Source organism: Lysobacter sp. Soil_C_59 (assembly GCF_057656415.1).
This window is the reverse complement of sequence record NZ_JBDGKK010000006.1, coordinates 191,480-207,187: the sequence shown is the minus strand read 5'-3', so window position 1 is coordinate 207,187 and position 15,708 is coordinate 191,480. Positions and strand designations below refer to the sequence as shown.

The 15,708-nt window shown below is 65.4% G+C and carries 11 protein-coding genes; 6 read left to right on the top strand and 5 right to left on the bottom strand.

The features are described 5' to 3' along the window. Positions 1-309 precede the first annotated feature (309 nt). The gene (locus tag AC3A3Q_RS13470; RefSeq protein WP_487586723.1) at positions 310-939 is read right to left on the bottom strand and encodes an aspartyl/asparaginyl beta-hydroxylase domain-containing protein; all 630 of its coding nucleotides are present in this window, start codon (positions 937-939) and stop codon (positions 310-312) included. A 2-nt stretch (positions 940-941) separates the two neighbouring features. Continuing rightward, complete coding sequence (locus tag AC3A3Q_RS13465) at positions 942-1,565, bottom strand: sulfotransferase family 2 domain-containing protein (protein WP_487586722.1); 624 nt, start codon at positions 1,563-1,565, stop codon at positions 942-944. Between the two features lie 144 nt (positions 1,566-1,709). Here AC3A3Q_RS13465 and trhA point away from each other — a divergent pair, with 144 nt between their 5' ends. After that, complete coding sequence (gene trhA, locus AC3A3Q_RS13460) at positions 1,710-2,408, top strand: PAQR family membrane homeostasis protein TrhA (RefSeq protein WP_200604238.1); 699 nt, start codon at positions 1,710-1,712, stop codon at positions 2,406-2,408. A gap of 88 nt (positions 2,409-2,496) precedes the next feature. Then, positions 2,497-4,476, top strand: coding sequence for an AsmA family protein (locus tag AC3A3Q_RS13455; RefSeq protein WP_487586721.1), 1,980 nt, complete (start codon positions 2,497-2,499; stop codon positions 4,474-4,476). 33 nt (positions 4,477-4,509) lie between these two features. Here the strand turns inward: AC3A3Q_RS13455 and AC3A3Q_RS13450 are convergent, their stop codons facing one another. The 3 genes from AC3A3Q_RS13450 to mtgA all read right to left on the bottom strand — a co-directional run bounded on the left by AC3A3Q_RS13450 (position 4,510) and on the right by mtgA (position 6,781). Beyond that, a complete protein-coding gene (locus tag AC3A3Q_RS13450) occupies positions 4,510-4,938 on the bottom strand; it encodes a CBS domain-containing protein (protein ID WP_386702661.1) in 429 nt (142 codons plus the stop codon). Then, a complete protein-coding gene (locus AC3A3Q_RS13445; RefSeq protein ID WP_487586720.1) occupies positions 4,898-5,917 on the bottom strand; it encodes a glycosyltransferase family 2 protein in 1,020 nt (339 codons plus the stop codon). The genes AC3A3Q_RS13450 and AC3A3Q_RS13445 overlap by 41 nt, the downstream gene beginning before the upstream one ends. A 105-nt stretch (positions 5,918-6,022) precedes the next feature. Then, positions 6,023-6,781, bottom strand: coding sequence for a monofunctional biosynthetic peptidoglycan transglycosylase (gene mtgA / locus AC3A3Q_RS13440; RefSeq protein WP_487586719.1), 759 nt, complete (start codon positions 6,779-6,781; stop codon positions 6,023-6,025). A 102-nt stretch (positions 6,782-6,883) separates the two neighbouring features. Between mtgA and hslO the strand changes: the two genes are divergently transcribed. The 4 genes from hslO (at position 6,884) to AC3A3Q_RS13420 (ending at position 15,418) form a co-directional block, all read left to right on the top strand. Beyond that, the gene (gene hslO / locus AC3A3Q_RS13435; protein WP_487586733.1) at positions 6,884-7,813 is read left to right on the top strand and encodes an Hsp33 family molecular chaperone HslO; all 930 of its coding nucleotides are present in this window, start codon (positions 6,884-6,886) and stop codon (positions 7,811-7,813) included. 105 nt (positions 7,814-7,918) lie between these two features. Then, positions 7,919-8,785, top strand: a complete 867-nt coding sequence (locus tag AC3A3Q_RS13430) for an XOO1806 family protein (RefSeq protein WP_487586718.1) — start codon at positions 7,919-7,921, stop codon at positions 8,783-8,785. A 299-nt stretch (positions 8,786-9,084) separates the two neighbouring features. Continuing rightward, positions 9,085-12,078: a TonB-dependent receptor domain-containing protein gene (locus AC3A3Q_RS13425; protein WP_487586717.1), complete on the top strand. Its 2,994-nt coding sequence runs from the start codon at positions 9,085-9,087 to the stop codon at positions 12,076-12,078. A 325-nt stretch (positions 12,079-12,403) separates the two neighbouring features. Then, positions 12,404-15,418, top strand: a complete 3,015-nt coding sequence (locus AC3A3Q_RS13420) for a TonB-dependent receptor domain-containing protein (RefSeq protein WP_487586716.1) — start codon at positions 12,404-12,406, stop codon at positions 15,416-15,418. The last annotated feature ends 290 nt before the right edge of the window (positions 15,419-15,708 follow it).

The following is a 15,708-nucleotide window of genomic DNA, read 5'->3' as shown; positions in this document are numbered from 1 at the left end:
AATCCCCTCGAGCACTCCGGTCGTAGGACTGGGTTGTCAGGGAGGCCGTTTCTTCTTGGTTACTTCTTCTTTGGGCCCGCAAAGAAGAAGTGACCCGCCGCTTTAGTGGCGGAAGCTGTTGATGTTGCTTCGGCTAAGGCCAAGAGCAAAGGCAAAGTCAAAATGGATCCCGGCATTCGCCGGGATGACGTGACATTGCTGATGGACTGCGGGCCTGGGTCCCGGCGTTCGCCGGATGACGGTGACAGTACTGAGATAGTACGGGCCAGGATCCCGGCATTCCGGCGCGACGGTGACGAATACCGCGCCTTACTTCCGCGCCGGCAGCTTCCCCACCCAGTCCGGTGCCGGCTGATCCAGATCGAAGTACTCGAAGATCAGATGGATGCGGTCACTGGCACCATTGTTCTCGACCGCATGCACGGCCATGTTGCTGACCTCGACCGCCTCGCCTTCGGCGAAGTGGTAGCCCACGCCATCGATGAAGAACGTCACCTGCTCGCTGGTCAACAACGGCACATGGATCTTGTGCGGCCACTTCGCCGCCGGATTGGCATCGCGGTGCGGCTTGATCACCCCGCCCGGCGCCATCCGCGCCAGCATCACCCTCGGGAATTCGGCACGGGCGTAGCCATACGGCGCCACCGCCTGCGCCATCACCGGCTCCAGCAGCTCGCGCCATTGCGCCCACAGTGGCCGGTCGTAGGACTTGCGCCAGTCCTGGAAATCGCTGACGAAGCGAAACACGATGTGGCGGGTGCGATCGAGCGCTTCGAAGCGGTTGGGCTTGTCGGCGTTCTCGGCATCCCACAATGCATCGGGAATGGCCAGCACCGCTTCGCGCAGGCGGGCGATGTCGACCTGGCCCAGCGCGCGCACCGACGTCGTCTTGCGCGGGTTGGGTTGCACATCCGACGGAGAAACGGCATGCGGCTGCATGGTCAGAACCCGTATCCGAACAGTTCCAGGTCACGCCGGTAATACTCGGCGACGCCGTCGATCAGCGCCTGGTCATAGTAATCCCGGTAGCTGCCGCGGCGCGAGCTGTTGACCTGGCCCAACTGCGCCGAAGGTATGCCGATGCGCTCGCAGATGGCGTCGTACGAAGCCTGCATCTCCTCGACGCGACCGATTTCGTCGGCGAGCAGCTTGCCGTCCGCGCCGGTCACGAACGTGTGCTGCGGCTGGAACAGGATGTGCTGGTCGGGACGCGCCTGGAACAGGATGTAGCGCATGACCTGCTGCGGATTCTTCAGGAAGGCGCCGTCGGCACGCGTCATGAACGCGCAGTAGGAAACGAAACGGTCGAACGGATTACGCACGAAGGCGAACTTGAAATAGCTCGCGAACGCTTCCTCGCCAAGGAACGGCCGGATCTGCTCGAGCGTGATGTGGCCGTGCTTGATCGCCGCCAGCTCCTCGAACGGGAAGCGCTTGTTCACGAACAGGCCGACCTGCTCCAGGTCCTCCTCGCTCATGTGCTCGCGCAGGGCCTGGCGGACCGAATGGGTACCGGTCTTGGGGATCGCGGCGAATACGAAGCGGTGCTGGTGGGAGATGATCATGCGGGACGGTCCGGGCGTTGCCGCATGATAGTGGCAACCACGACCCGCGTGGCCGCGGCCGGGGATCGCCGATTGCGTACCCGGTCACGCCGCGCTCGCCGGCTCCCGAGCATTTGCTCCAACCTGCGCTAGGATGCTGGGGCCATGCCCACTGCACGCTCCGTCGAAGACGGCTCCGCTCCCGCCACGCGTGGCGGCAATTCGCTGCGCGAAGAGTTCTACAGCGCGCTGACCCATGGGCTCGGCGCTACCGCCGCGCTTGCCGGTGGCGCGGTGCTCATCACCCTGGCCGCGCTGTTCGGCGACGGCTGGCAGCTCGCCGGCGCGATCGTCTTCGGCATCAGCCTGCTGCTGCTCTATCTGGCTTCGACGCTCTATCACGCTATCCAGCATCCGGTCGCCAAGGCGCGACTGAAGGTGTTCGACCACTGCGCGATCTACCTGCTGATCGCCGGTACCTACACGCCGTTCACGCTGATCGGCCTGCGCGGTCCGTGGGGCTGGAGCCTGTTCGCCGCGATCTGGGTGCTGGCGCTGGCCGGCGTGGTGTTCAAGCTGTTCTACACGGGCCGGTTCAAGCTGCTGTCGACCGGCATCTACATCGCCATGGGCTGGCTGGTGGTCGTCGCGATCGAGCCGCTGCTGGGCGCGCTGGACGGCTGGACCATCGGCTGGCTGTTCGCCGGCGGCCTGTTCTACACGCTGGGCACCGTGTTCTATCACCGGCCGTCGTTGCCCTATTCGCACGCAATCTGGCACCTGTTCGTGGTCGCCGGCAGCGTCTGCCATTACGTCGCCGTGATGGCGCAGGTCGTCTCGCCCGGCCAGATGATGCCTGGCTGAACTGCTCACGGCCCGACTCACAGGGCATTCACCCCCGCTTGACCAGCCCCCGTCGAAGGTGGGATGAGTCCATGCCGGAGCGAACTGCGTGCCCCCAACGCCCGATCGCAACGACGCGGCCCGCGCCGATGTCGCGCGACCCTGGCCGCTACGCCATCCGCTGTGGACGGCGCTAGCGCTGCTGGTCCTGGCCATCGTGGTGCTTATCGCGATCTGGGACTGGAACTGGTTCCGCGGCCCGATCGAACGCCAGGTGCAGGCCCGCACCGGGCGCGAATTCCATATCCGCGGCAACCTCGATGTCGACCTGTTCCATCGCGAAGGTCGTTGGACTCCGCGCATCAGCGCCGAGTCGGTGAGCTTCGGCAATGCAGCGTGGTCACGACAGCCAGTCATGGCCGATGCGCATCGCGCGCAGATGAGCATCGCCGGGTGGCCGCTGTTGCGCGGCCAGGTGTTGCTGCCGCAGATCACACTCGAACGTCCACGCGTACTGCTGGAAACCAACCCCAAGGGCGGACCCGCCAACTGGGTGTTCGGCGAACCGGGCGAGACCGACATGCAGTTCCGCAGGGTCAACATCGACCAGGGGCAACTGCGCTTCCTCGACCAGCCCAAGCGCACCGACATCCGCATTGGCGTCAGCAGTTACGCGTTACCGGACAATGCCACGTCGTCCGCACCCGTCGCCGTCGTCGGCGGCGGACAGTGGCGCGGCAGTGAATTCCGCCTGCGCGGCAACGCCGCTTCGCCGTTGCTGCTGCGCGATCGCGACGCGCCGTACCGCATCGACGTGCGCGCCTCCGCCGGCGCCACCCATGCCCATGCCCGCGGCACCCTGCTCGATCCGTTGCGCCTGCGCGGCTTCAACCTGCGCATGGCCTTGTCGGGCCGCGACATGGCCGACCTCTACCCGCTGCTCGGCCTGGCCATCCCGCAGACCCCACCGTATTCGCTCGACGGCCAGTTCAGCCGCGAGGCCAACATCTGGCATTACCGAAACTTCACCGGCCGCATCGGCGACAGCGACATGCGTGGCGATGCCAGTGTCGAGACCGGAGGCAAGCGCCCTTACCTGCGCGGTGACCTGCGCTCGAAGCGCCTGGACTTCGATGACCTCGCCGGCTTCGTCGGCGGCTCGCCGCAGGCTGGACGTGGCGAGACGGCCAATCCCGAGCAGCAGGCCAAGGCCGCGGCTCGCGAGGCCAGCACGCGCCTGATTCCCGACAAGCCCTACGAGCTCGACAAGCTGCGCGCGATGGACGCCGACGTGCGCCTGCGCGCATCGCACATCAACGCACCGCGCCTGCCGCTGGACGACATGGACGCGCACCTGTTCCTGGAAGGCGGGCTGCTGCGCATGCAGCCGCTCAACTTCGGCGTGGCCGACGGCGACATCCGTTCCAACATTCGCATGGACGCGCGCACCAACACCATCACCACCCGCGCCGACATCGATGCCGCGGGTCTGAGCCTGGCCAAGCTGCTGCCGGAGGTGAAGCTGGCGCAGAACGCCATCGGCAAGATCGGCGGCAAGATCAACATTGCCGGCACCGGCAATTCGGTCGCGCGCATGCTCGGCAGCAGCGACGGCACGGTGCTGCTCGGCATGGGCCGCGGCAAGATCAGCAACCTGCTGATGGAGATGGCCGGCATCGACCTGGCCGAGATGATCAAGTTCAAGCTGTCCGGCGATCGCCTGATCCCGGTGCGTTGCGGCTTCGCCGATTTCGCCGTCGACGATGGCGTCATGACCGCGCGCTCGTTCGCCTTCGACACCACCGACACCATCCTGCTTGGCTCCGGCACGATCGACCTGGGCAAGGAGCAGCTCGACCTGACCATCCGCCCGCGGCCGAAGGATCGCAGCCTGCTCGCGTTCCGCACGCCATTGAAGGTCGACGGCAGCTTCCGGCAACCGAAGGTGCACCCGGACCTGGTCAAGGTGGGCCTGCGCGGCGCGATCGCGTTGACCCTGGCCACGATCACGCCGCCGGCGGCACTGCTGGCGACGCTGGAAACGGGGCCTGGCGAAGACTCCGGTTGCGGCGGGCGCTACGCGAAGTGACGCGCTCGCACGAGTGCGCTCAGCTGGCGTGGGTCAACTCGCTATGTAGCGTTGCAGCTGGTCGAGTTCGATCTGCTGGTCCTCGATCACGGCCTTGACCAGGTCGCCGATCGAGACCACGCCCAGCACCTCGCCGTTGTGCAGCACCGGCAGGTGGCGGATGCGGCGGTCGGTGACCATCTGCATGCAATGCTCGGCGGTGTCGGTCAGCGAGACCGTGAGCACCTGGCTGGTCATGATCGTGCGCACCGGCGTGTCGGCCGATGAGCGCCCTTGCAGGACGATCTTGCGTGCGTAGTCGCGCTCGGAAAGGATGCCTACCAGGTGCCCGCCTTCGATCACCAGCACCGCACCGATCCGCTTCTCGGCCATCAAGCGGATCGCTTCGATCACCGGCGCGTCCGGGCCGATCGCGAAGATCTCAGGCGCTTTGGCTTCTAGCAGTTGTCGTACGGTGCGCATGGCCGTCTCCTTCCGCAAGCGGGGCTTGCCCCGAGGATACTCCTGCCGCCGGCTGCCAGGTGTCGACGAGATACAGCGGCCGCTGCTTGGATTCGTCGTAGAGGCGGCCCAGGTATTCGCCGATCACGCCCAGGGCAATCAGCTGGACCCCGCCCAGGAACAGGATCACCGACATCATCGTCGGCCAGCCGGCCACCGGGTCGCCCCAGAACAGGGCCTTCAGGATGACCGCGGCGCCGTAGACGAATGCAGTCAGCGCGGTCAGCAGCCCCAGGTAGGTGGCCAGCCGCAGCGGCGCGGTCGAGAAACTGGTGATCCCTTCCAGCGCCAGGTTCCACAACCGCCAGAAGTTGAACTTGCTGTGCCCGGCCGCCCGCGGCGCACGGTGATACGGGATGGCGACGCTGTTGAAGCCGACCCAGCCGAACAATCCCTTCATGAAACGGTGGCGCTCTCGCAGCTGGCGCAATGCCGACAATGACCGCGGCGAGAGCAGGCGGAAGTCGCCGGTGTCGGCGGGGATGGGCGTGCGCGACAGGCGACCGATCACGCGATAGAAGGCGTGGGCGGTGCTGCGCTTGACCCAGCCTTCACCTTCGCGCTCCAGGCGCGTGCCGTGGACGTCGTCATAGCCTTCGCGCCATTTGGCCACGAACTGCGGAATCAGTTCCGGCGGATCCTGGCCGTCGGCGTCTAGGATCAGCGCCCCACCCTCCTCGACCCGGTCCAGTCCTGCCGTGAGCGCCAGCTCCTTGCCGAAGTTGCGCGACAGGCGCAGCACGGCGACGCGCCGGTCGGCGGCTGCGAGCTGCTGCATCACCCGCCAGGTGTCGTCGCTGCTGCCATCGTCGACGTACAGCACCTGCGCCTCGAGGTCGTGCGACAACGGATCAAGCACCGCGGTAATGCGCGGGTGCAGCAGCGGCAGGTTGTCGGCCTCGTTGAAGGCGGCAATGACGATGGTCAGGCGTTCGCTCATGCCGCGAATAGTAGCCCGTCACCCCCGCATTGACCCGTCATGCCCGCGCGGGGCGGGGCAATCCGCGGCCCGGCAGACGACGCCCCACCGAAGACGACAGCAACCCTACTCGAGCCGCTTCAGATACTCGGTGCCGCCGATGTAGCGCATCTGCCGCTGGATCGCCTGCGAACGTCGCTGCACGTACGGTCCCGGCTTGACCACGCTGTAGCGCCGAGGACTCGGCAGCACTGCCGCCATGCGCGCTGCCTCGGACGGCGCCAGCTGGCTGGCATCCTTGCGGAAATAGGTCCGAGCCGCCGCCTGCGCCCCATACACGCCGTCACCGAACTCGGCGATGTTGGCGTAGACCTCGATGATGCGGTGCTTGGGCCACAGCGCCTCGATCAGCAGCGTGTACCAGGCCTCGATGCCCTTGCGCACGTAACTGCGTCCGCTCCACAGGAACAGGTTCTTGGCGGTCTGCTGGCTGATCGTGCTGCCACCGCGTACCTTGCGGCCGCGCGCGTTGTTCTTGCGCGCCTTCTCTATCGCCTTCATGTCGAAGCCGAAATGCTCGGCGAAGTTCTGGTCTTCCGAGGCCACCAGCGCGAGCGGCAGGTTGGGCGATATCTCGTCCAGATCGCGCCAGTCGTAGGCAATGCGGAACGACCACTCGCCCTCGCCCCAGGCCTCCAACTGCCGCGACAGCATGAAGGCACTGAAGGCCGGGTCGACGAAACGCAGTGCCGCCACCTGCGCGACGCTGGCGACCAGCAACAACAGCGGCAAGGCCAACAGCCAGCGCAGCCAGCGACGACGGCGGCGGGCCGGAACGGCCACGGGTTGGGCGGTATTTGCGACGGCCTCGTCGGTCCCGGTCATGCCTTGCACTGCGCGATCTCCATCCCCATCTTCTCTCGTCACCCTTCACACGGTCGCGTGCATTATCCGCCAATGCCACGCGCCGGCCGCACGAGCACGATGATGACCTCAGCCAGCAGCACGCAACCCAGCCCCGCCGGCGACGACCGAGACCAGCTGACCCGATTCCTGATCGAAGGCGCCGGCGTGCGCGGTGTACGCGTACACCTGCAGGACACCTGGCACCAGATCCGCGAGCGCGCCGAGTATCCCCTCGCCGCCGCCGAACTGCTCGGCGAGGCCGCCGCCGCCGCCGCCCTCTTCACCGGCCACGCCAAGGTCGATGGTCGCCTGTCGGTGCAACTGCGCGGTGATGGCGCGCTGCGCACGCTGTTCGCCGAATGCACCGCCGCCGGCACGCTGCGCGGTATCGCCCAGCTCGCCGACGACGGCGAGGTTTCACGGGACCTGACCCAGCTGGGCCCCGATGCGGTACTGGCCATCACCATCGAAAACCCCTCCGTCGACGGCCGCGACCCCACCCGCTACCAGGGCCTGGTCGCGCTCGAGTCGGACTCCCTGGCAGGCGCCTTCGAGGGCTACTTCCGCCAGTCCGAGCAGTTGCCGACCAGGCTGCTGCTGGCAACCGACGAACGGCATGCCGCGGGACTGATGCTGCAGAAGCTTCCGGGGGATGATGGCGATGATGACGGCTGGGCACGCGCCTGCGCCCTCTTCGACACCCTCAGCCCGCGCGAGCTCCTGGACTGGAGCGCCGACGATCTCCTGACCCGTTTGTTCCACGAGGACGGGGTGCAGTTGCTGGCCCGCAAGCCGTTGCGGTTTGCCTGTTCATGTTCACGCGAGCGGGTCGAGGCGATGCTCGTGTCGCTGGGTCCCGACGAAGCCGAGGCCGCCGCGGACGCGGCCGGCGGCGAGGCCAGTATCCGTTGCGAGTTTTGCGGACACAGTTACCGTTTCGATAAACAGGAAATCGCTAGCTTGTTCTCCGTGGCAGCCGCTGAACTGGCAGCCCCGGAGCGGCTCCAGTAGCCGGTCTCAGTTTCATCTGAAATTGTTAAATAAACATAAACGGTCTATAGTCGCGGTCCAAAGGAGAGGGGAACTCCACCGGGTTTACCCGGTCGTAACCAGACCATGTACACGCGCCTGCTTCGACTGCCGATGACCTTGCTGCTCGCCCTGGGCGTGGCTGCGGGCGTTCATGCACAGGGCACGACCAAGCGCGGGACCAGCGATACGACCTATCTCCCGGTCTGGAACCAGACCAGCGGCAAGCTCGAATACCTGCTGCAGCTCGAACCGGCCAGTACGCCGATCGCCGGCGCCCGCTGGCAGGTCGGCAGCAATACGCTCGGCGCCGCATTCGGGCTGGAAGCCGGCGACACGCTGGGACTGGTCTGCGACCGCCAGACCGGCCTTGCCGGCGCGATCGGCAACCTCGCCAACCACTGCATGCTCGCCACCCTCGACGACGATGGCGGGTTTTCCGGCAGCCGCAATGCCACGGTCGGTGCCAGCCTCGCCCGCCCCGGCGGCAAGGTCGGCCTGGCGCTGGGCAGCGGCCGCGATGCCATGCCGGCATGGCTGAGCCCGAACAACAAGGCCAGCAAGGTCGACCAGAACACGCTGACCGTCTACGGCCAGAAGAACATCGGCCGCGAGGCGACCGTGTCCATCGGTGGTACCTGGGCGCGGGCGCGACTGATCCCGGCCGGCGAAGTGCCGGCGCTTGCCGACCGCTGGAGCAGCAAGAGCGTCACCATCGGTGCGGGCCTGGGCAACTTCAGCGCGAATATCGTCGGCCGCGTGGTCGACATCCCGGGCGAACCGGGTCAGTGGGAAGGGCTCGGCGTCGGCCTGACCTGGCGCACCCCCTGGAGCGGCCAGCTCACGGTGGGCGCAGAGAACGTCGTCACCCGCGGCAAGAACCCGTTCGCCCCTGGCAACGACGAAAAGGACGAAGGCACCGTGCCTTACGTCCGCTACGAGCAGGATCTCTGACCTGCCGTCGGGCCGCTGCTACGCGGCCACGGATTTCGTCCCACGTAATCTCACATACGCCTGATCAGGTCGTTTCCGCGACCTGCGTCACTGTCTGCCATGCGTGTCGTTGTCCGTGCCCGCGCCGCGAACATACCGGCGCGTATCTTCACGCAGATCAAACTCATCCTTAACGACACTTTTACTTTCCTTAAGGCGCGGTTAGGATCCGGGTTGACTTTGCCGTTTTTGGTGTCGTTCTTGACGTCATCGGCCCAGTCCTATCGGAAACACCGACCAGCTTGAATGGAGAGAGAGCGATGAATCCCAAGACCACCCCGCTCCGCGACGCGATCGTATTCGCGCTCGCAGTGGGCACCACCGCAGCGGCCGGCACCGGCGTTGCGATGGCGCAGGAAAGCACCACCGAGCAGACCACCACCCTTGATCGCATCGAAGTCACCGGCTCGCGCATCCGCCAGGTCGACATCGAGACCGAGGCACCGGTCCTCACCATCACCCGCGCCGACATCGAAAAGCAGGGCTTCCAGTCGGTTGCCGACATCCTGCAGAACATCTCGGCAGTGGGCGCACCGGCAATCAGCCGCGCAGCTCCGCTGACCGCAGGCGAGAACGTCGGCGGCCAGTTCATCAGCATGCGCAACCTCGGTGCGGCCCGCACCCTGATCCTGGTCAACGGCAAGCGCCTGGGCATCAGCACCAGCGGCCTGCAGGACGTTTCGCTGATCCCGACCGTTGCGGTCGAGCGCATCGAAGTGCTGAAGGACGGCGCCTCGTCGATCTACGGCTCCGACGCCATCGCCGGCGTGGTGAACATCATCACCCGCTCGAACTTCGAAGGCGCCACCGCCAACGCCTACTACGGCCAGTACAGCGAAGGCGACGGTGAGACCACCCGCGCCGACTTCATCATGGGCTTCACCGGTGACCGCGGTTCGCTGACCGCCGCCGTGGAATACCGCAAGGAAGAGGAAGTCTTCGCCAAGGATCGTCCGTACAGCGCGTATCCGCAGAGCGATCGCCACCCGACCCGCAACTGGACCACGGTCAGTCAGTGGGGCGTGATCAACCTGCCGACCGCACAGGGCGGCAACCGCGTCCTCAACCAGGGTGCCGACTGGCGCAACATCGCCAACTACCACGCGCTGAACACCAACACCGGTGCCACCGCTGCCGACACCGCCGGCTCGACCGTCGACAAGAGCAACACCAACCAGCAGACGCACCTGCGCACGCCGCTGGAAAGCCGCTCGCTGTTCGTCAATGGTCTGTTCGACTTCAACGAGTTCGTGCGTTTCCGCGCCGACATGCTGTACACCGATCGCGACGCCGATCGCCAGGTCGCCGGCTATCCGTTCCAGAGCGGCTCTGCCGGCCCGATCCCGGGCGGCTTCACGATGTCGCGCGACAGCTACTACAACCCGGTCGGCAACAAGCACGGCTACGCAAGCCCGCAGGACGTGACCTTCTGGCGTCGTACCTGGGAAGTGCCGCGCGTCGACAGCCCGTCGTCCAACACGTGGCGTTTCTCCACCGCGCTGGAAGGCAGCTTCGACGTCGGTGAGCGCATCTTCGACTGGGACGTCAACTACCTCTACAACAACAACACCGTCCACCAGGAAAACTACGGCAACCTCAACGTCGATCGCGCCAGGCAGGCGACCGGCGCTTCGTTCGTCGATACCAATGGACAGGTTGTTTGCGGCACGCCGGACAATCCGGCCACCACGGCGGTCAACGAGCGCAACGTCATTCCGGGTTGCGTCGCATGGAACCCGTTCATCCCGTTCGGCCGCGTCGGCGACGGTGGCCTCACCGGCAACCAGCCGCTGCAGGACTGGCTGTTCCAGCGCCTGAACTCCAGCGGCGAAACCGAAACCACGGTGTATAGCGCCAACCTCAGCGGTTCGGTTGCCACCCTGCCGGGCGGCGATCTGGGCGTGGCGGTGGGTTACGAAAACCGCAAGGAAAAGGGTCGCTTCATCCCCGACGCGCAGGCGGTGACCGGCAACTCCACCACGCTCGCCGGCGGCCCGACGCAGGGCGGCTACACGGTCGACGAAGTCTATGCCGAGTTGTTCATCCCGGTGCTGGCCGACATCACCATGGCCAAGGAGCTGAGCTTCAGCATCGCCAGCCGTTACTCGGACTACGACACCTTCGGCGACACGGTCAACAGCAAGTTCGGTTTCAAGTGGAAGCCGATCGACTCGCTGCTGTTCCGCGGCACCTACGCTGAAGGTTTCCGCGCACCGACGATCAACGACCTGTTCGGCGGCGGTTCGCAGACCTTCTCGTTCTTCACCGATCCTTGCGACACCAGCTTCGGTGCCTCGGCCACCAACCCGGCCGTCCGCGCCAACTGCGCCCGCGACATCGTCAATGCCAACACCTACCGCCAGCTGCAGCAGGGCTTCGCGGTGGCAGGTTCGGGCAACTCGCAGACGCCGGTGCCGTTCTTCTCCGGTTCCAACGATCAGCTGATCCCGGAAACCTCGGAGTCGAAGACCCTCGGCGTGGTGTGGAGCCCGGAGTTCGTGCAGGGCCTGAACGTCAGCCTGGACTGGTGGAAGATCCGCATCGACGACACGATCGTTGCCGACTCGCCGACGCAGATGCTCAACGACTGCTACATCCAGAACGATCCGACCCGCTGCGTTGCCTTCACGCGTGACGCGACGCGCGGTTTCGTCAACAGCCTCACCTTCACCGGCATCAACGCCGGCTACCGTGAAGCTGAAGGCTACGATCTGGACCTGGGCTACCGCCTGCCGACCGACAGCTTCGGTAACTTCAACCTGTCCTGGCAGACGACCTACACCGTCAACGACGAGATCAAGACCGACACCAACCCGGCGACCCCGCCGCAGCAGCTGGTCGGTTACGCCACCTCGCCTGGCTTCACCGGTACCTTCCGCATCCGCTCCAACGCCAGCCTGGGTTGGGACATGGGTGCCTGGGGCATCACCTGGGGCGCTCGCTACTACTCGGGCCAGAAGGAAACCTGCTTGTCGTTCACGCTGTTCCCGGAAGAGTGCTCGAACCCGGATTTCCGCTTCGGCAATCCGAGCCCGGCACAGGCCCGCGCGATCAACGAACTGGGTTCCAACACCTTCCACGACCTCGAGTTCCGCTGGCAGGCTCCGTGGAATGCGACTGTCGCCCTGGGCGCCAACAACGTGTTCGATCACGTTGGCCCGGTGGTGTACAGCCAGCCGAGCGCGAACGTGTCCTACCAGGGCCAGTTCGACATCGGTCGCTTCATCTACATGAAGTACCAGCAGCGCTTCTGATCTGATCCATCGCAACATGCGGTACCACTGCGGCCCCTCACGGGGCCGCAGTCTTTTGCGCGGTCGGTGGATGAACAGCGCAGGGCCGGGGCAACCCCAGTCCCGGGCCAGCCCCCCCGACCTGACCGGACCGCCCCCCGTAGCGAGCGATCAGGGCTCGACCCCCTATTCAGGGCCTCACGCCCCGGTAACCAGCGGTTAACGCTACTTTCACTTTTCTAAGCGTGGGGTTACGATCGGGTTAAGTCTTGCCGAATTTGGCGTCTTTCTTGACTCCACCGGCCAGGCCCACCCATTGGGAAGTACCGACTGTTTGGAGAGAGAGATGACCCTGAAGACCACCCAGCTCCGCGATGCGATTACCTTCGCACTCGTGGGCACCACTGCTGTCGCCGGTATCGGCGCGGCTAACGCCCAGGAAGGCGAGAAACAGACCACCACCCTTGATCGCATCGAGGTGACGGGTTCGCGCATCAAGCGCGCCGATATCGAAACCTCGCAGCCGATCTTCTCGCTGAGCCGCGACGACATCACAGCGCAGGGCCTGACCTCGGTCGGCGACGTGATCCAGAACATCACCGCCAACGGTTCCACGCTCAACAGCACCTTCAACAACGGCGGCAACGGCGAAACCCGCGTCAACCTGCGCAACCTCGGCTCGGACCGCACCCTGGTGCTGGTCAACGGTCGTCGTTGGGTGGGCGGCACCGGCCTGGGCGGCTCGGTCGACCTCAACACGATCCCGACCGCTGCCGTCGAGCGCATCGAGATCCTGAAGGACGGCGCTTCGACCATCTACGGTTCGGACGCCATCGCCGGCGTCGTCAACGTCATCCTGCGCCAGAACTTCGAGGGCGCTGAAGCCAACGCCTACATCGGCCAGTTCGACAAGGGCGACGGTACGCGTCAGGCCTACGACTTCATCATCGGCACCTCCGGCGATCGCTTCTCGGCGATGCTCGGCTATGGTTACGTGAAGGAAGAGCCGGTCATGGCCGGCGACCGCTACATCTCGAAGGAGCCGACCTACACCACCGGCAACTTCTTCGGCAGCGGCACCAGCCCGAACGGTCGCTTCGCGCTGTGCCCGGGCGGCTACAACCCGTCGACGCACGTGTGCACCGGCGGCCAGACCAACTTCAACGGCGGCGCTGGCACCTGGACCTACGATGGCGCTGGCACCCCGGCCCGTCCGTACGTCCCGGGCGTCGATGCCTACAACTTCGCTCCGGAAAACTACCTGCTGACCCCGCAGGAGCGTCGCTCGGTCTTCGGTAACGCCTCGGTCGACATCACCGACGACGTCCGCTTCAAGACCACGATGACCTACAACGAGCGCGTCTCCGAGCAGCTGCTCGCGGCGATGCCGGTCGTCCTGGGCCTGGCCCCGGGCGCCACCCCGCTCGCCCAGAACGTCTTCATCAGCCGCAACAGCATCTACAACCCGTACGGCGGATCGGCCACGGCCGATCCGAACGACGGCGCAGACGTCTCGCGCATCAACCGTCGCGTCACCGAAACCGGTGGCCGTTCGTTCAACCAGGACGTCCGCACGTTCGCGATGACGGCCGGCTTCGAAGGCACGCTGAACTTCAGCGAGAAGTACTACGACTGGGAAGCCGGTTACTTCCGTGGCCAGAACAAGGCCAACAACACCACCTTCGGCCTGTTCAACCTGATCGCGCTCGGCCAGGCCCTCGGCCCGTCGTTCCGTGACGCAACCGGCACCGCTCGCTGCGGCACCGCCGCCCTGCCGATCGCTGGCTGCGTCCCGCTGAACTTCCTCGGCGGCGTCGGTGGCGTGACCCCGGACATGCTGGACTTCGTGAGCTTCACCGCACACGACGAGTACAGCTACACCCAGACGTCGTACTACGCCAACATCTCCGGCGAAGTGATCGACCTGCCGGGTGGCCCGCTGGGCTTCTCGTTCGGTCTGGAACACCGCACCGAAGAGGGCTACGACTCGCCGGACGCACTGATCAACTCGGGCAACACCACGGGCAACGCCCGTACCGCCACCGCCGGTGGTTACAGCCTGGACGAGGCTTACCTCGAACTGGCCGTGCCGGTGCTGTCGGATGTGCCGTTCGCCAAGCTGCTCGACTTCTCGCTGGCCACGCGCTACTCGGACTACAGCAACTTCGGTGACACGCTCAACAGCAAGTTCGGTTTCCGCTGGAAGCCGATCGAAGACCTGATGGTCCGCGGCAACTGGTCGGAGGGCTTCCGCGCTCCGTCGATCGCCGAGCTGTTCGCTGGCCAGGCTGACTCGTTCCCGACCCTGACCGACCCCTGCAACTCGTCCCAGTTCGGCAACCAGACCACGATCGCCCAGGCACAGTGCCGTGCCGAAGGCGTTCCGGCCGGTGGTTACCGCCAGGACAGCGCGCAGATCCGCATCACCGTCGGCGGCAACCCGGACCTGCTGCCTGAGAAGTCCGAGTCGTACACCTTCGGCTTCGTCTACAGCCCGAGCTACGTTGAAGGCCTCGACGTCTCGCTGGACTGGTGGAAGATCAAGCTGACCGACGCGATCACCACGATCGGCGGCCAGAACATCATCCAGCAGTGCCTTGACTCCGGCGGCACCGGTCCGACCTGCTCGCTGTACACCCGCAACGCGGCCGGCGACATCAACACCCTGCTCAACACCACCACCAACATCGGTGGCACCAAGGTGGAAGGCTACGACCTGACCGTCGGTTACCGTCTGCCGGAAACCGAGTGGGGCAACTTCAGCTTCACCTGGGACACCACCTACCTGGCAAACCAGGAAGATGACATCGACGGTGACGGCATCTTCGGCGAGGACATCCAGCAGGCCCCGGCCATTGGCCAGCCGCTGAATTCCGACGAGAACGGCAACCAGGTCGGCGAGTACTTCGAGAACGACAACAGGTGGCGCATCCGCTCCAACCTGACCGCTCGTTGGGACAAGGCCGACTGGGGCGCGACCTGGAACGTGCGCTTCTACTCGGCGCAGGACGAACCCTGCGATGCCGCCTTCGAAGACTACGGTTTCGGCTACCTGTGCACCGACGCCGACCGCGTTGTTGGTATCCCGAGCGACACCAACAGCAACGGCGTGTGGGACGGTACCGCCGGTGGCGATACGATCGAGACGCGTCGCGGAGCTGAGCACCACATCGGCGCCACCACGTACCACGATGCAAGCGTCTACTGGAACGCACCGTGGAACGCGAAGGTCACGTTGGGTGTCAACAACATCTTCGACAAGAACCCGCCGATCGTGCTCAACGCGTTCGCCAACACGTTCGACCCGCAGTACGAGCTGCCGGGCCAGTTCTTCTACATGCGCTACTCGCAGAAGTTCTGATCGGACGTTTGTCTGAAGAAATACCTCTACGGCTCCGAAAGGGGCCGTAGTTTTTTGTGAGGAGGCTCGCGCGCAACACCGGAATTCTTAACGCGCGCCATGGCTTGGGGCCCTGTACAGCGGGTCGCGGTTGTTCCACAAACGGGACAATCCGCATTCAGAATAATGAAGATTAACAACACTTTAAGTATTGGCGAGACGGGCATACCATCGGCCCCGACCTTGCCGGACTTGGCGTTGGTTTGTGCTCCACCCGGCGGGTTCCCCACCTGAGACCGACTTTGGAGAGA